Source organism: Pseudovibrio exalbescens DSM 16456 (assembly GCF_000422785.1).
GTDB lineage: Bacteria > Pseudomonadota > Alphaproteobacteria > Rhizobiales > Stappiaceae > Pseudovibrio > Pseudovibrio exalbescens.
Window position 1 is genome coordinate 255,486 of the sequence record NZ_KE383918.1, and the last position, 23,868, is coordinate 279,353.

Genomic DNA, 23,868 nt, shown 5'->3' on the forward strand with positions numbered 1-23,868 from the left:
CTTGGTGAGAACATAAAGGGAACATCACTCATTCCCTGCGAAAATTCAAGTGGGTTCTTTTCAGTGGGGCGGCGGTTGGTCTAAAACTCCTGAATGCTCAGTGTGATCGTAACAACCCTTAACAGTGAACAGGCATTGCTGCACTCGTTCTCCTCGCTTGTGCCGGCCACGGCCGAAGGAATCGTGCGGGACGTATTGGTGATCGATCGCGGGTCGACGGACGCAACCCGCACGCTGGCAGATGCCGCCGGTGCCAATTGGGTTTCGAGCGCGGACGCCGAACCCAACATTGTGGAACTGGCACTCGATCACACCCACCGCGGCGAGTGGTTGCTGTTCATTCGCCCGGATGTGATGCTGGAAAGTGGGTGGCATAACGAGGCCATGGCGTTTATTGAACGCTGCCAACGGGCCGGCTCAGATCATCAACTTGCAGTGCTGCGCTATCAAAGTGATGATTTCGGGCTGAAAGTGCGGGCAACGGAAAAGCTTGTCAATTTCGCAGCCCAAACCATCGGCCTGACCCATCCATGCCAAGGATTGCTGGCCTCTCGGGCATCACTTGCCCGCCATGGAAAGCGGCGGGCCAAACTGTCGGCTACTACACCTGCGCAGATCCTGCGCGCTCTTCGCGCCGGGCGTCCCACGACCCTGCGATCCGCTGCAATTCGCATTGCATCCCCACAAGCCTAGCGCTTTTCGGGTATCTCCTCGCGTAAGATTGCGAATTATGGTTGCATCCCCACCGCAAAGGCATACCTAATACGGCATCAGTAAAATTCCGGCATTGGGGGGATGCATGGACCTTTTGCGCCAGGTGGATGCGTATTGTGAGCGCACCGATTTCTCGTTCTGGTCAGAGCCGTTGAACGCCATAACCAATCTTGCGTTCATTCTGGCGGCACTGGCCGCGTTCATGCTGTGGCGTAAAGCCGGACGAAAGGACGCCGGTGCGCTGGTGCTGATCCTTCTCATGGCGACAATCGGCGTGGGGTCGTTCCTGTTTCACACCTATGCGACCATCTGGGCTATGCTGCTGGATGTCATACCCATCATGATTTTCATGCTGGTGTATTTCTATCTGGCAACGCGGGCGTATCTGGCAGCAGGTCGGTTGCAGGCGGTGGTAGCTACACTGGGTTTTCTTGGTGTGTTGCTCGGCGCCCCTCAGTTCATAGAACCGATCTTCGGCTCATCGGGAGGCTATGTTCCTGCCTTGCTGGCCATGTGGGGCTTTGCCGCCATCTTGATGCGCAAGGACCCCGAAACCGCCAGGGCGCTGGCCATCGCCGGAGCCGTTTTTACCCTTTCTTTGGCATTCCGTATGATGGACGAGCCGATCTGCTCCCATATCGCATTGGGGACGCATTTCTTGTGGCATATCTTCAATTCCATCGTTTTGTTTGTTCTCACGCGCGCTTTTATTCGCTTTAAGGCACGTACCATTGCTTAAGGTGAGTAACGTATGCGCGCCGCAGGTCCCCGAAGATCGCCGGATGGATGGCCAGCCGGCTCTGGCCCCTGCGACACCCGACCGACACTAACTCAAGAAGACCGACATGACCGACCAAACCAACACCGCCAAGAGTGATCTGGATCAGAACGCGCTCGACTATCACCAGTATCCGCGTCCGGGAAAACTGGAAATTCAGGCCACCAAGCCCCTCGGCAACCAGCGCGATTTGGCTCTGGCGTATTCTCCCGGTGTGGCGGCACCCTGTCTGGATATCGCCCGCAACCCGGACAAGTCGGCCGATTACACAGGGCGCGGCAATCTGGTGGCGGTCATTTCCAACGGAACGGCCGTGCTGGGTTTGGGCGCCATCGGGCCGTTGGCCTCCAAGCCGGTCATGGAGGGAAAGGCGGTTCTCTTCAAGAAGTTCGCCGGTATTGATGTTTTCGACATTGAGGTGGATGAAACCGATGTAGACCGTTTCGTGGACTCTGTCGCGGTTCTGGAGCCCACGTTTGGCGGCATCAATCTGGAAGACATCAAGGCGCCGGAGTGCTTTCGCATCGAAAGCCGCTTGCGCGAACGCATGAACATCCCCGTCTTTCACGATGACCAGCACGGCACCGCCATCATTGTGGCCGCTGCGGTGCGCAATGGTCTGGAGCTGGCGGGCAAGAAGGTGGAAGACGCCAAGATCGTCGCGTCCGGCGCGGGGGCGGCGGCTCTGGCCTGTCTCAACCTGTTGGTATCATTGGGCGCCAAGCGCGAAAATATCTGGATCACGGATATCGAGGGTGTGGTGTATGAAGGCCGTGAGGCGCTGATGGATGAGTGGAAAGCGCCGTTCGCCCAGAAGACCGACAAGCGTACGCTCAATGAGGTCATCGGCGATGCAGATGTTTTTCTTGGCCTGTCGGCGGCCGGTGTGCTCAAGCCTGATATGGTCGCCAAAATGGCGCCGCGGCCTTTGATCATGGCGCTGGCCAACCCGGTGCCGGAGATCATGCCCGAAGAGGCACTCAAGGTGCGTGACGATGTTGTCATGTGCACAGGCCGTTCCGACTATCCCAACCAGGTCAACAACGTTTTGTGTTTTCCCTACATGTTCCGCGGCGCGCTGGATGTGGGGGCCACCACCATCAACGAGGAAATGAAGCTGGCTGCCGTTGAGGCCATTGCAGCATTGGCCCGGGAAGAACCGACCGATGTGGTCGCAAGAGCCTATGGGGGCGTAACACGGACCTTTGGTCCCAACTATCTCATTCCGTCGCCGTTCGACAATCGCCTGATCCTGCGCATCGCGCCCGCTGTCGCGCGGGCCGCCATGAAATCCGGTGTCGCCCAACGTCCCATCGAGGACTTCGATACCTACATGGACAAGCTTAACCGGTTTGTCTTCCGCTCTGGTTTGGTGATGAAGCCAATCATCCAGCAAGCCAAGCTGGACAGGAAACGCGTGATTTATGCGGACGGGGAAGATGAACGTGTGCTGCGCGCGGCTCAGGTCGTTCTGGAAGAAGAGCTTGCAACGCCAATTCTCATTGGCCGTCCGTCCGTCTTGGCCAAGCGCTGCGAGCGGTTCGGCTTGAAAATTCGCCCCGGTGCGGATTTCGAGTACATCAATCCCGAGGATGACCCGCGCTACCGGGATTACGTGGATACGCTGTTTGCTCTTGTCGGCCGTCGCGGTGTAACGCCGGAAGCCGCCCGTACACTTGTGCGCACCAACACGACGGTGATTGCGGCCTTGGCCGTGTATCGGGGCGAAGCCGATGCCATGATCACGGGCTTGGAAGGGCGTTTTGACAAGCATCTGCGCGACATCTCCAACATTCTGGGTCGCAAGAAGGGGGTTGCGGATTTCTCCACCCTGTCCCTTCTTCTCAATAGCAAGGGCGCGTTTTTTCTGGCCGACACCTATGTCTCCGAGTGTCCCTGTTCCGAGGAAATCGCCCAGATCACCAAGGCGGCAGCCCAACAGATCCGGCGTTTTGGCATCACGCCGCGTGGCGCGCTGTTGTCTCACTCCAATTTCGGATCAAAAGACACCGGCACCGCCCGCAAGATGCGCGAGGCCTTGGAAATTCTGTGGCGTGACTGCCCGGAGATGGAGGTCGAAGGCGAAATGCACGGCGATGCCGCCCTGCGTGAGGAGGTGTTGAAACGCTACATGCCCCATTCGCGCCTCACCGGGCCTGCAAACCTTCTGGTATTCCCGACGCTGGATGCCGCCAACATTGCACTGAACCTCATCAAGGCCATGACGGATGCGTTGCATGTGGGGCCAATTCTGCTGGGCCCTTCCAAGCCAGCTCACATCATCACCCCGTCCATCACCTCCCGTGGCATCGTCAACATGACTGCACTATCGGCCGTGGATGCGCAGTCCCTTGATGCAGAGTTCTAGCCACGCAAGTGCAAGTGATTCTCAACGAGAGTGAAGGCGTCCGCACAGCGCATGGGGAAGGGGCTCTTGGCCGTTGGCGAAAGAGACCTTCGCCGCGGTGTTTCGCCGCGTCCGCACAGGCAGGTAGGCACCGCACCACAGGAAACGGTGGACTAGGTGTTACTGCGGTATTGCGTTATCGTGGGACCGCATGGTCATAAGGCGCAGCTTCCGGTTTGCGCTGGAAGCAAGTAGAGGCGCATCGCGTTATCACTACGCCGGATGAGGGGGCACCCGAAGATCCCGGCGGAAAGGAGCCGATGCCGAAGAGACCCGGATGGCGATCCCGGTCTCTGGGGCTGCATTGAACAAGTGCAGCACTGCCATAGGAATTCCCCGTCTGCGCGGGGGTAACAATGACTATGGAGCGCTACTGAGGTAGGAGAGCCGCCATTTGCTGGCTCCCATCCGCGACCACCGTCGTATTCAGAAGCCTCCATCGTTTTGACAAAAGAAGTAACAAACGATGGCATTGATAAGCTACGCCGACTCGGCACTGTCCATTCTTCCACCTCTCGTCGCGATTTCGCTTGCAATCGTTACCCGTAAGGTCCTTCTGTCTCTTGGGGTTGGTATCCTCATCGGCATCATGATGCTCACCGGCTTTTCGTTGTCCGGTACTGTTTCGGAGGTGATGACCCGAGTAACCGGCCTCGTCTGGGATGGCGAGAGCCTTCAATCCTGGAACCTGAATACCATTGGCTTTTTGCTGAGCATGGGCATTTTGATGGCGCTGATTTCGGTCAGCGGGGGCACGCGTGCACTGGCCCAGTGGGCCCGTGGCCGGATCAAGAGCGCACGTGATGCCAAGTTGATGACCATCATGTTGGGCCTCGTCATCTTCATTGACGACTATTTCAACGCCCTTCTGGTGGGCAACGTTTCTCGTCCTGTGACCGATCATCACCGCGTGTCTCGTGAGAAGCTGGCCTATTGTATCGACACCACCTCTGCACCGGTTTGCGTCGTGTCGCCCATCTCCACATGGGGCGCTTACATCATGTCGCTGTTGGCTGGCATTTTGGTCACCTATGAAGTTACTGGCGAAAGCGCCCTGTCGGCCTTCGTCACCATGATCCCGTTCAACTACTATGCGTTGGTCGCCTTTTCCTTGCTGATCTGCGTTGCAGTCATGCGGCTGGACTTTGGTCCCATGGCGACAGCTGAAGAACGCGCGCAACGCGGCGATCTGTGGGATGCGGGCAAGGGCGTGCCTCCGGGTGAGGAAGTCGGCCTGCCAGAAGCCAAGGGCGGTCACTTTCTGAATTTTGCTGCACCGGTGGTTCTCTTGGTGTTGCTGGTCACAAGCCTCATGCTGTACTCCGGCGCTGCGGCCCTGGCCGAAAGCGGCACTGCCTTCACGCTCATTGGGGCGCTGGAAAACGCGGACGGCTCATGGGCCATGGTTACCTCTGGCGTCATTACGACAGCATTGACCGCTGTTGTGATGCTGGGGCAGGGCGTTGCACCGTCGCTGCTGGGCAAGGCATTCATCAAGGGCGTTCAGTCCATGTTGCCAGCCGTATACATCTTGTTGATGGCTTGGACCATCGCCGGCGTCATTTCCGACATCGAAACCGGCAAGTATCTGGCAGGTCTGGCTGATGGCGTCCTCTCGCCCGCGTTTGTTCCGGTAATCGTGTTCTTGTTGGCGGCAGCCGCCGCTTTCTCCACGGGAACGAGTTACGGCACCTTTGCCATCATGTTGCCGATTGCAGCCAACATGGCCATCAGTCTGGAACCGGCCATCCTCATGCCATCCATGGCGGCGGTTTTGGCGGGCGGTGTGTTTGGTGATCATTGCTCGCCAATCTCGGACACCACCATTTTGTCGTCCACGGGGTCTGGCTGCCACCATATCGATCACGTTGCAACCCAGTTGCCATACGCGCTGCTGGCCGCGCTTATCAGCGCATGCAGCTACATCATGCTGGGTCTGACGGAGTCGCTCTGGCTGGGGTTGGCCACGGCTGCTCTGGGTCTCGTCATCGCAGTATTTGTGCTGCGCGCCGTATCACGCTCGGCAGATCAGGAGAGCGCAGCCACGTCCTGAGGGGGCAGGCACTCGCGAACAAGCTAATCTTGGAAATGGCAGGGGCACGCTCGGCGGCGCCCCTGCCTTTTTGTGTGGTATGAAGCGCAGCTCTATCGATAACCTGATCCATCGGAGCAGTCGATCGGGTTGCATGTAAGTTCCCTTTACGGCACCCTTTGCTCAGCCATGTGTAAGGGGAGGGAACCATGGATACCATTCACTCGAAAGGGCGGCGCATTGACCGCCTGTTATCTGAATATGGCGAAAGCCATCAGAACGGTCACAACAAGCTCATTCACTGGGTTTGCGTGCCCGTGATTGTCTGGACAGTAACGGCGCTACTGTGGAGCCTGCCGGTGCCGGACGCCTTTGCCGCCATACCTTATCTGAACTGGTGCAGCTTGGTGCTCGCCGCAGCGGTGATTTACTATTTCACGTTGTCCTTCACGCTTGCGCTAGGCATGGCCGTCATTGCCGTGCTCTGTCTCTGGATAAACGCCAGCTACGGCTTCAGCCTGCCGCTGTGGCAAACAGCGCTCATCGTCTTCGTGGTTGCATGGATTGGACAGTTCATCGGCCACAAGATAGAGGGCAAGAAGCCATCCTTCTTCAAGGATGTTCAGTTTCTTCTCATTGGCCCTGCATGGCTGTTGCACTTCCTCTACAGGAAGGTTGGCATCCCTTACTAGGGATCTCCCGGCAGCTCCTGCGGAAGGGCGGCCGTTGTGCAAAACGCCTCGCTAGCATGGAAAAGAAAAGGCCCGCAGCGGAAAAACGCGCGGGCCTTGTTGTCATTGTGGTGTCTATCAGGCTTAGCCGGAGATCTTGGAGAAGTCAGCAACCTGATGCATGGCGGTGCGGATTTGAGAAAGAATGCGCAGACGGTTCTGGCGCACGTCTGCATCTTCGGCGTTCACGTGAATATCTTCAAAGAACGCATCCACAGGACCGCGCAACTTGGCAAGTTCCGCCATGGCGCCGGTGTAGTCCTCGGCCTCCATCAGGGGGCGTAGCTCGCGCTTGGCAGTGGCAATGGCTCCGGTCAGGTCCAGCTCGGCCTTTTCCGAAAGCAGGGCGTCGGAAGGTTCGCCATCCACCGGCGCGCCATCCTTCTTTTCTTCGGCACGCAAGATGTTGGCTGCACGCTTGTAACCGGCCAAGAGGTTCACCCCGTCTTCGGAGCCCAGCAACTCGCCCAGTGCTGCTGTACGCTTCACCATCAGGGCGATGTCATCCTGATCGCCCAGAGCAAATACCGCATCGATCAGATCGTAGCGCACGCCTTTGTCTTTCAGCACAACCTTCAGGCGGTCTGCGAAGAAGGACATGAGGTCATCAATCAGGCCGCTTTCCAGCGGTGTTTCCGGCACCTTGTCGGAGATCGTATCCAGAACCGTGTCTGCTGCCTTGGAAACCAGTGCAAAGATGTCCTTCACCACACTGCCGCCGGTTTCGCCCTTGCCGATGAAAGGCAGGTCTTTCAACGCGCCTTCGCCGCGCGCGGCTGCGATATCGGCGAGATTGCGCCGCAGGCTTTGCACCAACACGGCCCGTAGAGGCAGGCGCAGGTCGTTGTCCAGGATCAGGCGGATCACACCCAGCGCTGCACGGCGCAGGGCATAGGGGTCCTTGGAGCCGGTCGGCTTTTCATCAATGGCCCAGAACCCCGTGAGGATGTCCAGCTTGTCAGCCAGCGCCACGGCGATGGAAACCGGCCCGTTTGGCACATCGTCAGATGCGCCCGCCGGCTTGTAGTGGTCCTCAATGGCTTGTGCCACATCGCCATCTTCACCTTGAGCCTGTGCATAATAGCGGCCCATCAGGCCCTGCAACTCAGGGAATTCATAGACCATCTGAGACACAAGGTCGGCCTTGGCCAGCTTGGCAGCGCGGCGGGCCTTGTCTACATCTGCGCCTACAATTGGGACAATCTCTGCAGCAAGGCATTCCAGACGCTGGGTGCGCGCGGCAACGGTGCCCAGCTTTTCGTGGAACACGATGTCGTCCAGCTTGGCGATGTTGCTTTCCAGCTTGGTTTTCAGGTCCGTATCCCAGAAGAACTTGGCATCAGACAAACGGGCCCGCACCACTTTCTCGTTACCCGCGATGATCTTCTTGCCACCATCGCTGGCCTCGATATTGGTGGTCAGGGCAAACTTGTTGGACAGCTTGCCAGAGGCCGGATCACGCAGAACGAAGTTTTTCTGGTTCACCTTGATGGTGAGCTGAACCGCTTCATCCGGAATCTCCAGAAACTCTTCTTCAAAGGAACCGACCAAAACGGTCGGCCATTCGTTCAGTCCTGCAACTTCTTCCAGCAGCCCATCATCTTCCACCAGCTCAAGACCAAGCGCAGTGGCTGCGTTCTTGGCATCATGCAGGATCATGGCTTTGCGTCGGTCCGTATCCAGCACCACCTTGTGCGCTTCCAGTTTGCTTTGGTAGTCCTCAAGACGGCGCACTTCGAATGGCTCTGGCGCCATGAACCGGTGACCGCGGGTCATCTTGCCGGACTTGATGCCCTCCACTTCGAACGGGATAACTTCCGGCTCTTCCGTTTCCGGGCCGAACGTACATACGATGGAATGCAGCGGGCGCACCCACTTCAAGCTTCCGGTGCCCCAGCGCTGAGACTTGGGCCAAGGGAAATTGCGGATGATGCCCGGCATCACGTCCGCCACGATGTCAGTGGTATCGCGGCCCGGTTTTTCAATCACCGCCACATAGAACTCGCCCTTCTTCGGGTCGCTCTGGATCTCGGCGTCGTCAATGGAGTCGAGCCCGGCACCGCGCAGGAACCCTTGAACCGCTTTTTCTGGCGCGCCAACGCGCGGGCCCTTGCGTTCTTCGCGGGTCGCCTTGGAGCCTGTGGGCAGGCCGGCAACCTGCAGCGCCAGACGGCGCGGGGTTACAAAGGCTTTGGCACCTTCATAGGTCAGGCCAGCGTCGACAAGGGCGTTGGTCACCAGAGATTTCAGATCTTCAGCGGCGCGTCGCTGCATGCGGGCAGGGATTTCCTCGCTGAAGAGTTCGAGGAGAAGATCGGGCATCGGAAATTTACGCCTTTAACTGATCGCAAAATTGCAAAACTTGTTGGGCTAGTGCCTAGCAACGATCGGTGAAAAAGTCACCCCTTAGCCGTGTTTTACCGGTGAGATTCACCTCTCAAATGGCGTTGCGAAATCCTCCAAGCGGACAAAGCAGGGGAGACTGTCGTCGAGAAACAGGGTTGTCTGCCTGTAATGTTAGGATTCTAAGTAGGGATACGGGCCTTGCTGGCTGCTTGTTTGGGGGAGAATGATCATGTCCAGTTTCACGGAACCACTCGATATTCGGGTTCTGCAGCGCGAAAAGAATGGCGCCGGCATGTATCAGTTGCTGTGCGCTTTCAGTTATCATTTGGGCAGCAAGCGCGGGACGCGATATGTGCGTGTGCCCATGGGCTTTACGACGGATCTGGCGTCGGTGCCACGCTTGTTCCGTTGGTTGATTTCGCCCGGCGGACTGCACGCCAAGGCGGCAGTGGTGCATGATTATCTTTATGAGCGCGGTGTGATTTTCGGACCAGACGGTGAGGAAAAGCCCACCCGCAGGCATGCTGATGATATCTTTCTTGAGGCGATGGAGGTGTTGCAGGTTCCGTATGTCCGTCGCCATGTGATGTATGCGGCCGTGCGTGTGTTCGGCGGACCATTGTTTGACTGACCCCTGGCCGATGGAGGGGTGGCTGCATCAGCCACCATAAAGCACGACATCGGGCACGAAAAACTGGTCCAGCCCCAGCCGCACTGTGGTCTCATCGCCATTTCGGACTGCCGATTGTTCTTCGCCGTCATTGATGGGGTCAAAGGCATCGCCACGGGTGAATTCCCCGTTTTCGAAATATAAACCCCGCGTTTTCAGGTCCGGTTTTGTCACCACAACGGTTGCTGTTCCGCCGCCTCGTCGAATGACGCCAAACGGGCAGGCGTCGGTCTTGGTGGTATTGCCAAGTCGGCAGCGCAATATGCCAGTGGCATGAAACAGCGTATTGGGCACATAAGCATCGTAGGGCGGTGGCGTGGGCACTGTTGTCTGCGCCAAGTGGTTCAGCGGTTTGGGATCATCAATGCGAACATCGAGGGTATAAGGCGCTGTCTCCCCGCGCCGGGCGGCGCTACGCATCATGTATACGCGCAGGTGATAGTCGCCGCTTTCGGCCAGAAAGCCCTCGTAGGTATCGCCGGAAATAGACCCGATAAAGGTTGCCACATCCTCTTGGCTTGGCGGAATCACGTTGAAATAGGTTGCGCGGTGCGGTGTCTGAAGTGTTGCCTTCATCACCTGTCCAGCGCGCACATTCACCAGATAGTCGGTGGTTTCATATCCGCTGATTTCTCCGGAAACCGTGCCGCTGCTCGCGCCTGCCTCAAACGAGAGGCGCTCACTCTTGATCTCGCGGGCCTGTGCGCTTCCGGCCAACACCATCAGGCCGCACAAGGCACCTGCGGCATAGCGGGTCGAGACGGGAGATAGTCGGGCCATGGGATATCTATCCTCTTGGTGGTACGCCAGCGTTTTGAACGCTATGAAGTCATCTTCCGCCTCCATTGTGCCGGAGTCGGGGCAGCCACTTTGAAAATCAACGCTTTGCGTTAATCGTGATCACGCGTCGCGCCGATTTCTTCAAGCTTGTGGCGTAATGACATTTCATCCAGCGAGGAGATGGGCAGATTGAGATAGAGCGAAATCCGGTTATTGAGCATCCGGTAAGCGTCACTGTACGCCAGCCGCCGTTCCGCCTCGGTGCCCTCGGCGGCCTTGGGGTCGGGAATGCCCCAGTGAATGGTCATGGGTGCGCCGGGCCAAACAGGACATGTTTCGCCTGCTGCCCTGTCACAAACTGTGAAGATGAAGTCCATTTGCGGCGCGTCCGGCGTGGCAAATTCGTCCCAGCTCTTGCTGTGCAGGCCGGTTGTGGGGATATCCAGACGTTCCAGCAATTCCAGGGCCATGGGGTGGGGGGCTGAGGCCGGGTGGCTCCCGCCTGAATAAGCATGGAAGCGTCCGCGCCCGCTGGCGTTCAAAATGGCCTCTGCCATGATGGACCGAGCCGCGTTATGATTGCACAGAAACAGAACGTTGTAGTCGTGCTCGCTCATTTGATGGAACCTCCGGTCAGCCCGTTTTGCCAGCGCACCGGCTTGGGCTTTTCTGCGGTTTCTTGTTGTTTTTCAATTCGCAGGGTCTGGCAAGCGCGTCCCATCAGGATGACGGCTAGGCACGCGCCCGCCAGTTTCGAAGCTGATCATATGCCAATTTGGGGCAAGGGCACCAGCACTGTTCGTCATCTGCCGTTGCCAGAGCTTTAACTTGGCTGGGCACTTGGTTTCCCAATGGTGCCTGCGCCTCGCCGGGAAGCGCGATAGGCTGCGGTGTAAAGCACAAGGCCAGCAAGGCCGGAAACCACCAGTGCGGACAGCATCAGGTCATAACCGCCTGCTCCCCAAAGGAGCGAGCCAAGGTAGGGTGCTGAGGCTGAGCCGATCAGATACGGCATGGCCAGCGCGCCTGACTTGGAGCCAATGTTTTTGCCGCCCAGAATGGCCCGCGTGGTCAGCGGTCTCGTAATGCTTGTGGTGCCATAAGCGCCGCCAAACAGGAGCACAAATCCGACCAAAAGCCATGGCGCACCAGCGGAGATCAGCAACAGCACAATCGCCGCGCACATGAACAAGAACGCCCCGCTCACCACTGCGTTCAACGAAAGGTGCCGCTCAAACATCATGATGATGATCCGCCCAGTCACCTGCATGGGCCCAATCAGCGAAGCGATCAAAATGGCAAACTCGGCGGAGACGCCCTTACCGTCCAGGATCGGCAGCAGGTGGTGCAAGGTTGCCCCGTGCAGCACCGCGCCCAACGAAAAGCCGATGGCTAGAAACCAGAAGACAGAGCCTTTCAGGAAGTCATAGGTGCCCGTCGCCGCTTCCTGCGCATGCGCCTCGACTTCTTCCATGCCTTCTGCCTCCAGCATGTGCGTCCCCAGCCACAACAGCGGCGCGACAACGAAGATGACCAGCCCCGCAGCAAACAGCACCGCGCTTTCCCAGCCATAGGCCTCGGAAACGGCATACATCACCGGAAAGCAAAGGGTGCTGGCAAAACCTGCAGCCAGCGTAATGGAGATGATGCCCTTCTTGGCGTTCATGCCCCGTGCCCGGTTCAAAATGGCGAAGCAGGGCTCGTAGAGGCAGCCCGCCATGGCAACGCCCATCACCGCCCACGCCCCATAGAACTGCCAAAGGGTGGTCACCTGTGCCAGCGCTAACAGGCCCATGCCACCCAGCACCGCAGACCCGCCCATCATCTGGGTGCCGTAGCCCCGGTCGATCACACGGCCAGCCAGCGGAGAAAACACCGCGGAAATCAGGAGGGCCAGCGTGATGGCGCCGGTCAGGTCCGCCTTGCTCCAGCCAAAGGCGCGCTCCCAGCGCAAGATCAACGCCGGAAAGGTGTAGAAGAGCCCGGCCCAGCCAAGGGTCTGGCCAATGGCGAGCAAGATGATGGCTCGGTCTTTCAGCATGGGGAGTTGTCTTGTCGTTTTCATCAGATCAGCACAGCAAGGGGCACGCCGCTCTTTGGGGGAGCGGAAACAAGCCTTTGGTTTTTTGAAGAGAAAGTGCCGGTCAGGAGACCGGCATCATCATTTGGAAAAGGATCCCGGAGAGGATGGCACCAAACACGCCAAGGCCGAGATAAACGCCGAAAACATGCGGCTTGACCAGCGACCAGACCGCCGCCATGGCCGGGATGGAGCTCACGGCACCTGCCACCAGAAAGGCCAGCGCGGCCCCCGCGCTCATGCCCTGTTCCATCAGGCCCGCCAGCAGCGCCGGGGCCACATAGCTGTTCAGGTAGGCCGGCATACCCACAAGTGCAGCCGTGGCAATGGGCACAATGCCATCTCCGCCCACAACGCTGGCAATCAACTGGGCCGGAACGTAGGTCACCAGCATGGCTTCCAGCGCATAGGCCAGCGCCAACCACTTCAACAGGAACCAACCGTTGCTGGCAAACTCAGAGCGGAAGGCGGTGCGGCGGCTTTCTTCACCCCAGAACGCCCATGCCGGACGGCCATCAAAGGGTGAGGGGCCACAGCCACAGCTTGATGTAGACGCCTTGCGCAAGGGGGCAGCAAACGCGCCGTGCTTCATCAGGGCCTTCACGGCAAACCCGCCGAACAGCCCCAGCGCCACAGCAGACACAGCCTTGGCAATGGCAAACGGCCAGCCCAGTGCCGCCGCCGTAATCAAAAGCGTCGGCGGGTCAATCAGCGGCGAAGACAGCCAAAACGCCATGACGGCAGAGAGCGGCGCGCCGAGGGCAAGAAGGCCCGCGATGAAAGGGATCACTTCGCAAGAGCAAAACGGGGCCAGCCCGCCAAAGGCGGCCGCCAGCAGGATCATGCGTGTTTCGTGTCCCTTGAAGGCATTGGCAATCATCGCCTCAGCACCTGCTGCCTTCAGATAGGCAATCAGCAGCACGGCAAAAACGATAAAGGGCAGGGTATTGAGAAGGGCATTGGCCGCAAACAGGGCGGTTTCGCCCAGTCGCGCAGGGTCCAGCAGCGCAACGCCCGCGAAGATGAGCACAATCACCGTGATGGGCGACTGCAACACCTTGAGGCGTGCGGTCCAGTGTGGGCGCGCTGGCGTGCAGCAGCTTGTTGCTTCAGTCATCGTTCACCGCCTTGGGCCGCACATCCGCACAGCATTCGCTCAAGATGAAGTTCGCAAGCCGGTTCAGATGGTCAAAAGCTGCCGTGTTGATAACAGAGCGGCCCGCCTTCTGCTGCGAAATCAACCTCGCGTCCCCCATCGTCTTCAGGTGATGCGCAAGGGTCGACGGCGCAATGCCCGTCTTCTCCTGAATTTCGCTCACGGTCATGCCACGGTTACCTGCACGCACAAGCGCGCGCAGCACTTGAAGCCGCGCTTCCGATCCCATGGCGGCAAAGCCCGCTGCTGCTTGATCCCATTCCATGCCGGCTCCTTACGATTCGATAAAACTAGTTTTATAGTTTTGTCGCTCATGGAGCAATCAGTTTCTTGCTGCAGTTTGTGAATTGCGCTCTTTGACTACCTCCCCCCTGCAGGAAACAGTTAGAGAAAAAAGCACAGGCGCAGCAAGGACTGCACCTGTGCTTTCAACAGCGCTTGGTTGAATGCGCGAAAACGGGTTATCGGATCATGGCTCGATGGATACGCGCGAGCCGTCCCATTTCAACAGCCGCACATCTGGACGGGCGGTTCGGGAGCTATCCTCGCCACCAACCAACAGCAAGCCACCGTCAACATCTACGGCACCGCCATAGGCGAAACCTTCACCCAAAGACCCGATTTCCACCCAACCATTGTGGATGCGACCAAAAATCTGCGGCACCCACCGCTTGGCAAGCCCATTATGGGCGAACCATTGTCCGGCATAGGCATTGGCGCGCGCGCCCTTGAAGTTTGCGCCACCGGCAACCACGGGGCCGCCTTCCGTGTAGCCAGCATAGGCGCCGGCAAGGCCCTCCTGAAGATCCTCACCCAGCGGGGTTGGAACTTGAGCCACTTCCCGCCACACTGCGGTCTTCCCGGAAAGATCGATCTCTTTTACTTGGGGCGTACGCAGTCCTGGCTTGATCTCACCGTTGACCAACAAGAACCGCTCGCCCTCAAGAGGGATCGCAGCCGCTCCAGTGTTGGGAAGGTAGGGCGTTTCGCCCATATCGCCCCACGTGACCGTCTGAGGATCGAACACCAGCACCTTGGTGTTCCAGCGGTATGCCTCAGGCGCCATGCCCATGTAATCGTCGACGATCTTCTGCCACTTCTCAGGCTCAGCTTCCTTGTCTGTTCCAAGAACATCCGCAAGGTAGGTATCAAAGAGTTGTTTGTTGTACCCGCCAGTTATGGCGATCCGGCCATCGCTCAAGGTTAACGCCGTGGCGCCCAGAAGGCCGGCAGGTGTGGTTGTCTCCATTTTCTGCCATGTGCCTTCGGCTGTATCGAAGGCATGTACAGCCTCGAAAATGATGGGGGAAGCGGCTTCCTCGTTCGCCTTTCCAGACCCGCTGAACACATAGATTTTGTCTCCGGAGCTTGCAAAAGCAGCGCCAGATGGCGCAGGGCCGGGGAAGCCGGCCAGTTCCTGCCAGCCAGCGCCTTTATTGCCAAGATCCAGCGCATAAAACGCAGTTCCCGCAGAGCCAAGACCGGCATAGACCACATCCCCCACTTTGGTGGTAATGCCGTTCTTCAATCCCACTGGCAGGTCGGGCCATTCCGCTGCATTGCATCCTGTCGCAAGGCCAACGCCAACAGCAAGGCCAACGGTTGTCATGAACTTATTCACGTGAACTCTCCCAAAATGAATCTGCTGCTCTCTCCCAAAGAGCGGACTCACATTAATTAAAAAATGTAAGCTCAATTATCTATAATACGATTCTTTTGATAATACCAAATAATAGTAATGGTAATACCAAAATGGGGCTGCAGTTGAAATGGGATAGCACCTGCACTCTGGCGCTGGTCAGGACCGCAATACGTCTGTCTCATCAGACCAAAAAAAAGCCGACCCAACAGGATCGGCTTAGAACGCTAAACAGGTGCTTAGGGCTCAGCCCTTGTAGCCAACGCCGCCCGCTTCGGTCTGCAAAAAGGCAGCACCACAAGCGCGGGAAAGTTCGCGTACGCGCAGGATGTAGCTCTGTCGCTCGGTCACGGAGATCACGCCGCGCGCATCCAGCAAGTTAAATACGTGAGAAGCCTTGATGGCTTGGTCGTAGGCAGGCAAAACCAGTTTGTAGATGCCATCGCCCGCTTCTTCCATGGCCTTCTGGCCTGCTTCCAGAAGACGCTTGCACTCGTCCTCATGGTCTTTGAAGTGGCGGAACAGCATTTCAGTGTCTGCATGCTCGAAGTTGTGACGCGAGTATTCCTGTTCAGCCTGTAGGAAGACATCGCCATAGGTCACTTTTTCATCGCCTTCACGGCCATTGAAGTTCAGATCATAAACGTTGTCGACGCCCTGAACATACATGGCCAAGCGCTCAAGGCCGTAGGTCAGCTCACCTGAGACGGGATGGCATTCAAAACCGGCTACCTGCTGGAAGTAGGTAAACTGGGAAACTTCCATGCCGTCACACCAGCACTCCCAGCCAAGGCCCCATGCACCAAGGGTTGGACTTTCCCAGTCGTCTTCCACGAAACGAACGTCATGAAGGTCAGTGTCGATGCCAATGGCCCGCAGAGAGTCCAGATACAGCTCCTGAAGGTTCTCCGGGGAGGGTTTCAAGATCACCTGAAACTGGTAGTAGTGTTGCAGGCGGTTTGGGTTTTCACCATACCGGCCATCAGTTGGGCGACGAGACGGTTGAATGTAGGCAGCTTTCCATGGGCGTGGGCCCAGAGAGCGCAGCGTTGTCGCCGGGTGAAATGTGCCCGCGCCAACTTCCATGTCGTAAGGCTGCAGAATAACGCAGCCCTTGTCCGCCCAGAACTGCTGCAAGGTAAGGAGCAGACCCTGAAAGGAGTTGGTTGGCTGCATGTGGGCAGGAACATCGTCGCGGGACATGTCTTGAGCTTCCTAATATCAACTTGAAATCGAGGCGCGCGCGGCGCGCGAAAACTGTTGGCAGGACTGGTGCCACGACAAAAGGCGAAGGTCAAGCGCCGCTCACCCCAACACGCAGATTATAGCGCATGCCGCTGAGCAAAAAAAAAACGCCGGACTGTTGGCCGGCGTTTGAACACACATCTGGTGCGCAGTTGTCTGCGCACCTTGATCTGAAGGAATGAGGACCGACCTGGCTCAGTCGAGCGGTCGATACTTACCCGTTACAGGGTCTTGAACCAGACGGGTATACGATGCATCCGGACGGGCCTTTCGTGCCTTGGCATACACCGGTTGCGCCATTGTTTCCTGTAGGCGTTCCATTTCCCGCTTCAGGGTTTTGTAGAGGAACACACCACCAGCAAACAGCGCAATGCCACCAAGAACTTCCGTCATCATCAAAGGCTCCTTATCGCGTGTGCGACCGTATACATTCCGTCACAACCCATAGCGCGCCCACAATGTTTTTTCTTCAATGGTAGAAAGGGTCGTCTCTGGCAGGTCGCTTACAGAACCAAGGTAGGGTGGAATGGCGCTTTGTGCAAGAAGCCGCCCGAATAATTTCCGCTTGCCGTCGATTAGCTTCAAGTCCGCGTCCTTGCCGTAGCGTTCCTTGACCACACTGCGCATGTCGTTGATGCCATCGACCAGACCAAGAGCCTGAGCCTTGGCACCGGTCCAGAACAGGCCGGAAAACAGGTCCGGGTCGTCTGCAAGTACGTCGCCGCGGCGGCTCTTCACCATGTCGATGAACACGTCATGGATTTCCTTCTGCAAGGACTTGAGATGCTCCACGTCATCCGTGTTTTCGGGCGCAAAGGGGTCCAGCGTGACCTTTTTCTCACCTGCTGTATAAACGCGGCGCTCAACCCCCAGCTTGTCAATGAGGCCGGTAAAGCCAAATCCTGCAGAGACTACGCCGATGGATCCAACAATGGAGGAGGGATCTACATAGATATCGTCCCCGGCCAGTGCGATCATGTAGCCGCCGGAGGCCGCCACATCTTCCACGAACACCAGAACGTCCTTCTCATGCTCTTCAGCCAGCGCGCGAATGCGCTTGAAGATGAGGTTGGATTGGACCGGCGACCCGCCGGGAGAGTTGATGGACAGGGCAACGGCAGGAGCCTCCTTCACCTTGAATGCCTTTTGCAGCGGCTCCGCCACGCTGGCAAGGGTCAGGCCGGGGCGCAGTGGAGACGAGATCCCTATTGCACCATGAAGCCGAACGACGGGGACAACTGGTTTTGTCTCACCCCATTTTCCCGGAAGAAGTTTGCGCAGCTTCTTGATCACGACGGCTCCTTTTAAAATCTCACTGTTTCTTTCAAACGAACGCGTTTGTAACGCATGATGCGTTCATGGCGCGATGCCCCATGGCATAAGTGGGCAAGACCTCGGCCTCTCGCAAGATGCTGACCAGCATTACCTCCATTTACATCGGAGCCCAGCGGGGCAGATCACAAGGACCAATCGGTAAAAGGGAATTACTGCTCAAAGCCGAGGGGATAAATGCGAGCTTGCAGGTATGATCCCGTCACAAATGTTGGGAGGGGTCTGCAGTGGGTTGGTTCAGCGACTGGTAGGCCGTTCGGACTGCCAGCATGTCCCGCCACACGAACCGCTTTTCAATCGGGTTGCGAAGCAGATAGGCCGGGTGATAGGTGGCAATCGCCTGGCGTTTCAGCTCGCGATACTCGTAGGATATCCAGCGCCCGCGCAGTTTGCGAATGCCATCACGCACGCCCGCCAGTGTCTGGGCGGAGGCCGCGCCAAGGAAGACCACAAGTTGCGGATTCACAAGCTCGATCTGCTTCTGGATGAACGGCCGGCAGATCTCTGTTTCCTGTGGTGTGGGCGTTCGGTTGCCCGGTGGGCGCCAGGGGACAACATTGGCAATGTAGACCTCATTGCGGCTCAAGCCGGCCGAATACATGATGCGGTCCAGCAACTGGCCCGAGCGCCCCACAAAGGGAACCCCTTGCAGGTCCTCATCCCGTCCCGGCGCTTCCCCGATCATCATGATGTTGGCCTGAGGGTTGCCATCGGCAAACACCAGATTTTTCGCCGTGTGCTTGAGGTTGCAACCATCAAACCTCAGGAGGATATCTCGCAGCTCTTCCAGGCTGCGCGCAGCATCCGCCGCATCCCGGGCGGCATTGATCGCCTTGTGATCGGGAACCACTGCAGAAACCTTGGGCTTGGCCTTTGTCGCATCGCCCCCATTTCCCCGTTTTGTCCGGTCCAGAATGGCTTTGGCGGCCGCGCGCGTATCAGCTTCACTCGCCGCCTCGCGAGCCGCCTGTACAGGGGCATAAATTCGCCCGCGTGGTTGCGTGGCAGGTGTATCCGGCGTTGCGTGGGCCTGTGCTTGCGCTGAACGACGGGCCTGCATTTGTGCTGACTGCTCAAAGCGGTCCACGGGTTCTTCGTCAATGGCGCAATCCACTCCCGCCCCAATCAGGAAGTCCAGATAGGCTTCAAGTACGAGAGGGTCGTTGGGGGATAAGGCGCTCATTCAGGTCGGCACTCGCAACAGCATTAACGGGTTGGTCTGCTCGGTTGGCTTTGCGCCACCCCTGCAGATTTGTCAAACACGCTGGCACTCTAGCGGGTTCCGGCGCACAGGTCATGTGGGTGAAGGCGATTCAGCAAAAACCGCGCCAAACTCTGTTTACAATGTGGAGAACCCACCTAAGTGGTAAAACAGGAAAAGCTTTTCCTTGCGAAAACCGGCGCCGGACTGCTCCTTAAAACGCATTGCAGCAAATATTTTTCTCAATTACACCCATAGGAAATGTTTGCATAGAAACACTTAATTCGGGCGCGCTGCAGAACATACTGTGGTTGAACAAGGGGCATTGGCAGCCCAGAGGGAGATGATAATGGCGGATGCACTGCCAGAACGCGAATCGATGGAGTTTGACGTTGTAATCGTTGGCGCCGGCCCGGCAGGGTTGTCTGCTGCGATCCGTCTCAAGCAACTTGCCAATGAAAAGGGCGAGGATATCAGCGTCGTTGTTTTGGAAAAGGGGTCTGAGGTCGGCGCGCATATCTTATCTGGAGCGGTGATTGATCCGGTCGGGTTGGACAAACTTGTCCCCGATTGGCGACAGGATGATACCGCGCCTATCAAGACCGAAGTAAAGGAAGACCACTTCCTGGCCCTCGGGCCTGCAGGGTCCATCCGCATTCCCAATTTCCTGATGCCAAAGTTGATGAACAATCACGGCAACTACATCGTTTCACTTGGAAACGTGTGCCGGTGGCTTGCCGAAAAGGCCGAGGCGCTGGGCGTGGAAATCTACCCCGGATTTGCCGCTGCCGAAGTGCTTTACAACGATGAAGGCAAGGTCATTGGGGTTGCCACAGGCGACATGGGCGTGGCCCGTGATGGGAGCCACAAGGATTCCTACATGCGCGGCATGGCTTTGCTGGGCAAGTACGTGCTCATTGGCGAAGGTGTCCGCGGTTCTCTGGCCAAGGAACTGATCGAAAAGTTCGATTTGGATCGCGATAGCGATCATCCCAAGTTCGGCATTGGCATCAAGGAGCTTTGGGAGGTAGACCCCAAAAAGCACAAGCCTGGTTTGGTTCAACACACATTGGGCTGGCCGTTGGACAACAAGACCGGAGGCGGTTCGTTCCTCTACCACCTGGAGGACAATCAGGTCGCCGTCGGGTTCGTGGTTCACCTGAACTATCAAAATCCCTACTTGTCCCCGTTCGAAGAGTTCCAGCGGTTCAAGACCCATCTGGCCGTTCGCGACACGTTTGAGGGCGGCAAGCGCATTTCCTACGGGGCGCGCGCCATTACGGAAGGGGGATATCAGTCGGTTCCCAAGCTTTCGTTCCCGGGTGGGCTGCTCATGGGCTGTTCAGCTGGCTTTGTAAACGTGCCGCGCATCAAGGGCTCGCATAACGCCATGCTGTCCGGCATGCTGGCCGGGGATATTGTTTTTGATGCGTTGGAAAAGGGGGAAGCGCAGACCGAACTGACGGCCTTTGATACCGCATGGCGCGAAAGCGAAATCGGGCAGGACTTGAAAAAGGTGCGCAACGTCAAGCCGCTTCTGTCCCGGTTCGGAACAGTGTTCGGCATGGCGCTTTCCGGTCTCGACATGTGGACCAACGAGCTGATGGGCTTTTCTCTTTTTGGAACGCTCAAACATGGCAAGTCTGATGCCGCCAGCCTGAAACCGGCCATGGACTGCAAGAAGATTCAGTACCCTAAACCGGACGGCAAGATCTCTTTCGACAAGTTGTCTTCAGTGTTCCTGTCCAACACCAATCACGAGGAGGATCAGCCGATCCACCTCAAGGTTCGGGACGAAGCGCTGCAAAAGGCTTCTGAGCATGATGTGTATGCCGGTCCTTCGAACCGCTATTGTCCGGCCGGTGTCTATGAATGGGTGGAAGAAGGCGAGGACGCACCGCGCTTTCAGATCAACGCCCAGAACTGTGTTCACTGCAAGACCTGTGACATCAAGGATCCGAACGGCAACATCACCTGGACAGTTCCCGAGGGAACCGGTGGGCCGAACTATCCAAATATGTAAAACGCAATTAATCGAAGTATCTCAACGAAAAGCCCTCGCCATGTGCGGGGGCTTTGTTTTTGCGGTCAGATGGCTAGGGCCTGACTGCTGGAGTTTGGTCTCCCGACCCTCTCAATTGTCTCGGACCAGACCTGAAGAAAGGGGAACAACTTCAAGCTCATCAACTCTACCTACGGGTGTTTGCGTCCTATTACCATCTTGTAATTGAACCGGATTGTGTGACTCTGGGACAGGAAGGCTCGGGGGAGAATAAGATGGATTTCTGGTCACGCGTGGGCGCTGTATTGCTTGCCCTTATGGTGTTGCTGTTCGCCGTCAATACGGGCCAAGCTGGCGACGTGCCGCGACGATTGGTACTCGGAACCGAATTCTACTACCCACCAGGAGAAAGCAAGTCCCAAGGTGTTGAGCAAGCATTGGATCGCATGTTTGGTGATGGGGACTACAAGGTTCCCGTACCGCCAGAGGTGGCTGCTTTCGGGTTTGAGGTGGGTGGTTCTCATTTGCTGACACGGGGCAAGACGTTGTTCGCCCAATGGCCTTATCTGGTCTTGCAAGACGGCCAACCGATTGCCGTAACAAACGACCGGCAGGCGGGATTGACGCAGACTGAGTTCCCTGACGAGAAAACTTTAAGACCCATACCGCAGATTGGCGCTATTTCTATGCAGCGTACAAAAAACGGACTGATGCTCATCGGTACACAGGAGCGCGGCCGGGGAAAAGTGACGGATGACGGCGCCAAGGGCTTCGCCATTGACGTTACCTCCACGACCGTGATTCCGGGCCGAGAAGGTGGATGCTTTCGAACGCGCATGGGGCAGGAGACCTGGGTCTATTTTGACGGAACTTCTGAACCCTTTCACAAGACAAAACAGAATAACTTCGTTTCAGATCAGGTGTTTTGTCTCAGCGTTGCACAGACCAAACCGGTGGATGGCATGAATGTGCACCTCATCAAGGTCGAAGCGAATGGCCACTGGGCGCTATCCGATGATGGAACAGCCAAGTCCAAAGAGCGCACCCGGCAAACCGCGTATGCGCTTGGATTCAGTCCGCTGACATCCCCCAGATCCAGTGGCGGTGATTTTATTGTGGCGCAGGCGGACTTGGAGTGGCGCGATCAACAGGCACTGGAGCGGGTAGATGGGTTCGCAGCCGCTGTCGAACATTCTATCCTTGAGAACAAGTGGTCTCTTGCGCGGGATCAGATCATCAGCCTGAACGATTATCTGGCGGATTTGAAACGTCGCGGAGTTCAATGGTCCTGGCGCCGAACACCTACACAGGCTGGTGTGGATCGGTACAACAAACTGGTGAAAGCCACAAAGGTTTACCGCTTCAGCTTTATGGAGGTTCAGAACCGATTGGCGGATGTTCAGTCCCAGCTCCACGTTTTGAGGCATGATTTTTCAACGGATGTACTGAAAACAATGCTGAGGAGCACGGTGAACTGGCTCAACGTTGTGCCTACAGATCCGTTGGATGGGCTTGCGGAATATTCAGATCTGGCCGGCGTATTGGCACTGCCCAAGACACTGATGTCCTGGAAAGAAGAAGCGGCTACTGACGGTAGTCTGCTTGCTAGTCAGGTAAAGGCAATACGGCATTTCGAAAAGCTGGAAAAGGCGTTGCAAGCCCGGCAAGACCACATCATTGCAGCGCGAAAAGCGCTGTTCGAGCGCATCAAGGAAACGCAGGCCGAGCGCGCCTTGACGCTGGATGAGTTGTTGTCCAGACCATAACGGGAGGAGGATCATGTTTAAGAACACATTGATGGCACTGGCTGTCGCAGTTGGCCTTGGTACAGGTGTCGAGGCGCAGGCCCAGTTCTTGCCGCAAGGCTACAGCTTTTCGGTAGATGATTACGGTCTTCAGCTCAGGTTCAAGGGCCGCACCGTGTTCGAAGCAGGGCGGGAGCCATGGGATCCGGTATTTGGTGTGCAAGGCCCGGAGGATCTGACACAGAACGGTCAGCCGAACCTGGCAATTCTGGAGCGCACGGCGCGTAGTCGCGCCAAATTCACTCTACTGGAACTGACCGATGATGGCGTAAAGGTGCTGTTCGAGGTCGACGCTCGGCCTGAGGCTTTGGAAGTCTTTCGCAATTTGACACCTAAAATGGCGCAGGATTTGGCGGCTGGCAGTGGCCCACGGCCCGACGATGGTCTGATGCCGTTCCCCCAGGATATTGGGCGCGAAAGTGCGAAGATAACGCGGCCGGAGCCGAAAGCTGCGGACCAGGAAGCCTTGCCCTTGAGCAACGGGCATTGGGCCTATGAGCCGGGTAGCTGGGACGAGGGATTTGCGGCCAAACTGGGCTGGAAGGATCCGGATCTGTCACCAAACACGTTTACGTTCATCAAGTTTCGGTGCCCGGACAATGGAGACGATATCTGGGTTGAACCCATGATGATGCATGAAACCCAGGAGGAAGTGCCAGATCAATTGGTGTTTGAAATGGATGGTGATCCGTTCAAACTGCGCCTTCAGTGGCAGTACGATGATGGCATGGCCGCATGGGTTGGCATGGGTTTTGTCCCAACAGACACCCAGCTGTTCGCAAAGATGCAGGCAGCTCGTCAGATTGTCATGCGCTATGGTGACTATGATCCGTATGAACTGACCGGCGGGGCTGCTGATCCTGAGCAGGAGATGGCCATTGAGATGTTTGCAACGCGTTGCATTCGTTAAAAAAAGCGGCACCTGCTGAGGTGCCGCTCATAACTCTTAA

The 23,868-nt window shown here is 57.3% G+C and carries 20 protein-coding genes and 1 riboswitch; of the genes, 9 read left to right on the plus strand and 11 right to left on the minus strand.

All coding sequences use genetic code 11. From position 1 onward, the window contains the following. The first annotated feature begins 93 nt into the window (after positions 1–93). From G512_RS21440 to G512_RS0115865, 5 genes are all read left to right on the plus strand, one after another. Positions 94–693, plus strand: coding sequence for a glycosyltransferase family protein (locus tag G512_RS21440; RefSeq protein WP_051269459.1), 600 nt, complete (start codon positions 94–96; stop codon positions 691–693). Between the two features lie 106 nt (positions 694–799). Then, positions 800–1,453 carry a ceramidase domain-containing protein gene (locus G512_RS0115850; RefSeq protein ID WP_028482564.1) on the plus strand — a complete coding sequence of 218 codons (654 nt, stop codon included), beginning with the start codon at positions 800–802 and terminating at the stop codon, positions 1,451–1,453. A gap of 106 nt (positions 1,454–1,559) precedes the next feature. Then, complete coding sequence (locus G512_RS0115855) at positions 1,560–3,860, plus strand: NADP-dependent malic enzyme (protein ID WP_028482565.1); 2,301 nt, start codon at positions 1,560–1,562, stop codon at positions 3,858–3,860. A 223-nt stretch (positions 3,861–4,083) separates the two neighbouring features. Then, positions 4,084–4,280, plus strand: a riboswitch (Lysine riboswitch). Between the two features lie 85 nt (positions 4,281–4,365). Next, a complete protein-coding gene (locus tag G512_RS0115860) occupies positions 4,366–5,952 on the plus strand; it encodes a Na+/H+ antiporter NhaC family protein (RefSeq protein WP_028482566.1) in 1,587 nt (528 codons plus the stop codon). A gap of 188 nt (positions 5,953–6,140) precedes the next feature. Continuing rightward, complete coding sequence (locus tag G512_RS0115865; protein ID WP_028482567.1) at positions 6,141–6,623, plus strand: Mpo1 family 2-hydroxy fatty acid dioxygenase; 483 nt, start codon at positions 6,141–6,143, stop codon at positions 6,621–6,623. A gap of 123 nt (positions 6,624–6,746) precedes the next feature. Here G512_RS0115865 and glyS read toward each other — a convergent pair whose 3' ends face one another. Beyond that, a complete protein-coding gene (gene glyS / locus G512_RS0115870; RefSeq protein WP_028482568.1) occupies positions 6,747–8,984 on the minus strand; it encodes a glycine--tRNA ligase subunit beta in 2,238 nt (745 codons plus the stop codon). Positions 8,985–9,237: 253 nt separating this feature from the next. Here glyS and G512_RS0115875 point away from each other — a divergent pair, with 253 nt between their 5' ends. Continuing rightward, a complete protein-coding gene (locus tag G512_RS0115875) occupies positions 9,238–9,639 on the plus strand; it encodes a DUF1353 domain-containing protein (RefSeq protein ID WP_028482569.1) in 402 nt (133 codons plus the stop codon). 27 nt (positions 9,640–9,666) lie between these two features. Here G512_RS0115875 and G512_RS22245 read toward each other — a convergent pair whose 3' ends face one another. The 10 genes from G512_RS22245 to G512_RS21455 all read right to left on the minus strand — a co-directional run bounded on the left by G512_RS22245 (position 9,667) and on the right by G512_RS21455 (position 19,093). After that, positions 9,667–10,458 (minus strand): hypothetical protein, encoded by a 792-nt coding sequence (locus G512_RS22245; RefSeq protein WP_143181450.1) that lies wholly within the window; start codon positions 10,456–10,458, stop codon positions 9,667–9,669. Between the two features lie 110 nt (positions 10,459–10,568). Then, positions 10,569–11,075 (minus strand): arsenate reductase ArsC, encoded by a 507-nt coding sequence (locus G512_RS0115885; protein ID WP_028482570.1) that lies wholly within the window; start codon positions 11,073–11,075, stop codon positions 10,569–10,571. Between the two features lie 206 nt (positions 11,076–11,281). Continuing rightward, a complete protein-coding gene (locus G512_RS21450) occupies positions 11,282–12,499 on the minus strand; it encodes an MFS transporter (protein WP_051269465.1) in 1,218 nt (405 codons plus the stop codon). Between the two features lie 103 nt (positions 12,500–12,602). After that, entirely contained in the window at positions 12,603–13,655 is a 1,053-nt protein-coding gene (locus G512_RS0115900) for a permease (protein WP_028482571.1), read from the minus strand. Then, positions 13,648–13,959, minus strand: coding sequence for an ArsR/SmtB family transcription factor (locus G512_RS0115905; RefSeq protein WP_028482572.1), 312 nt, complete (start codon positions 13,957–13,959; stop codon positions 13,648–13,650). The genes G512_RS0115900 and G512_RS0115905 overlap by 8 nt, the downstream gene beginning before the upstream one ends. A gap of 204 nt (positions 13,960–14,163) precedes the next feature. Next, positions 14,164–15,315: an N-acetylneuraminate epimerase gene (locus G512_RS0115910; RefSeq protein WP_235859971.1), complete on the minus strand. Its 1,152-nt coding sequence runs from the start codon at positions 15,313–15,315 to the stop codon at positions 14,164–14,166. 264 nt (positions 15,316–15,579) lie between these two features. Continuing rightward, positions 15,580–16,509 carry a glycine--tRNA ligase subunit alpha gene (locus G512_RS0115915; protein ID WP_036489980.1) on the minus strand — a complete coding sequence of 310 codons (930 nt, stop codon included), beginning with the start codon at positions 16,507–16,509 and terminating at the stop codon, positions 15,580–15,582. Between the two features lie 264 nt (positions 16,510–16,773). Further along, positions 16,774–16,974, minus strand: coding sequence for a hypothetical protein (locus G512_RS0115925; RefSeq protein WP_208975041.1), 201 nt, complete (start codon positions 16,972–16,974; stop codon positions 16,774–16,776). A 39-nt stretch (positions 16,975–17,013) separates the two neighbouring features. Continuing rightward, a complete protein-coding gene (locus G512_RS0115930) occupies positions 17,014–17,871 on the minus strand; it encodes a S49 family peptidase (RefSeq protein ID WP_028482576.1) in 858 nt (285 codons plus the stop codon). A gap of 241 nt (positions 17,872–18,112) precedes the next feature. Continuing rightward, complete coding sequence (locus tag G512_RS21455) at positions 18,113–19,093, minus strand: uracil-DNA glycosylase (RefSeq protein WP_036489880.1); 981 nt, start codon at positions 19,091–19,093, stop codon at positions 18,113–18,115. A gap of 367 nt (positions 19,094–19,460) precedes the next feature. Here G512_RS21455 and G512_RS0115940 point away from each other — a divergent pair, with 367 nt between their 5' ends. From G512_RS0115940 to G512_RS0115950, 3 genes are all read left to right on the plus strand, one after another. Further along, positions 19,461–21,134: an electron transfer flavoprotein-ubiquinone oxidoreductase gene (locus G512_RS0115940; RefSeq protein WP_143181451.1), complete on the plus strand. Its 1,674-nt coding sequence runs from the start codon at positions 19,461–19,463 to the stop codon at positions 21,132–21,134. 254 nt (positions 21,135–21,388) lie between these two features. After that, positions 21,389–22,879 carry a hypothetical protein gene (locus tag G512_RS0115945; RefSeq protein ID WP_028482578.1) on the plus strand — a complete coding sequence of 497 codons (1,491 nt, stop codon included), beginning with the start codon at positions 21,389–21,391 and terminating at the stop codon, positions 22,877–22,879. A 13-nt stretch (positions 22,880–22,892) separates the two neighbouring features. Further along, positions 22,893–23,828: a hypothetical protein gene (locus G512_RS0115950; RefSeq protein WP_028482579.1), complete on the plus strand. Its 936-nt coding sequence runs from the start codon at positions 22,893–22,895 to the stop codon at positions 23,826–23,828. Positions 23,829–23,868: the final 40 nt, after the last annotated feature.

Coding starts and splice junctions, on each gene's coding strand:
- G512_RS21450 (WP_051269465.1), bottom strand. CDS start 12,499: ATGCTGAAAGACCGAGCCATCATCTTGCTCGCCATTGGCCAGACCCTT.
- G512_RS0115885 (WP_028482570.1), bottom strand. CDS start 11,075: ATGAGCGAGCACGACTACAACGTTCTGTTTCTGTGCAATCATAACGCG.
- G512_RS0115855 (WP_028482565.1), top strand. CDS start 1,560: ATGACCGACCAAACCAACACCGCCAAGAGTGATCTGGATCAGAACGCG.
- G512_RS0115860 (WP_028482566.1), top strand. CDS start 4,366: ATGGCATTGATAAGCTACGCCGACTCGGCACTGTCCATTCTTCCACCT.
- G512_RS0115875 (WP_028482569.1), top strand. CDS start 9,238: ATGTCCAGTTTCACGGAACCACTCGATATTCGGGTTCTGCAGCGCGAA.
- G512_RS0115945 (WP_028482578.1), top strand. CDS start 21,389: ATGGATTTCTGGTCACGCGTGGGCGCTGTATTGCTTGCCCTTATGGTG.
- G512_RS0115900 (WP_028482571.1), bottom strand. CDS start 13,655: ATGACTGAAGCAACAAGCTGCTGCACGCCAGCGCGCCCACACTGGACC.
- G512_RS0115850 (WP_028482564.1), top strand. CDS start 800: ATGGACCTTTTGCGCCAGGTGGATGCGTATTGTGAGCGCACCGATTTC.
- G512_RS0115865 (WP_028482567.1), top strand. CDS start 6,141: ATGGATACCATTCACTCGAAAGGGCGGCGCATTGACCGCCTGTTATCT.
- G512_RS21455 (WP_036489880.1), bottom strand. CDS start 19,093: ATGAGCGCCTTATCCCCCAACGACCCTCTCGTACTTGAAGCCTATCTG.
- G512_RS21440 (WP_051269459.1), top strand. CDS start 94: ATGCTCAGTGTGATCGTAACAACCCTTAACAGTGAACAGGCATTGCTG.
- G512_RS0115940 (WP_143181451.1), top strand. CDS start 19,461: ATGGCGGATGCACTGCCAGAACGCGAATCGATGGAGTTTGACGTTGTA.
- G512_RS0115905 (WP_028482572.1), bottom strand. CDS start 13,959: ATGGAATGGGATCAAGCAGCAGCGGGCTTTGCCGCCATGGGATCGGAA.
- G512_RS0115915 (WP_036489980.1), bottom strand. CDS start 16,509: ATGCAGCCAACCAACTCCTTTCAGGGTCTGCTCCTTACCTTGCAGCAG.
- glyS (WP_028482568.1), bottom strand. CDS start 8,984: ATGCCCGATCTTCTCCTCGAACTCTTCAGCGAGGAAATCCCTGCCCGC.
- G512_RS0115950 (WP_028482579.1), top strand. CDS start 22,893: ATGTTTAAGAACACATTGATGGCACTGGCTGTCGCAGTTGGCCTTGGT.
- G512_RS22245 (WP_143181450.1), bottom strand. CDS start 10,458: ATGGCCCGACTATCTCCCGTCTCGACCCGCTATGCCGCAGGTGCCTTG.
- G512_RS0115925 (WP_208975041.1), bottom strand. CDS start 16,974: ATGATGACGGAAGTTCTTGGTGGCATTGCGCTGTTTGCTGGTGGTGTG.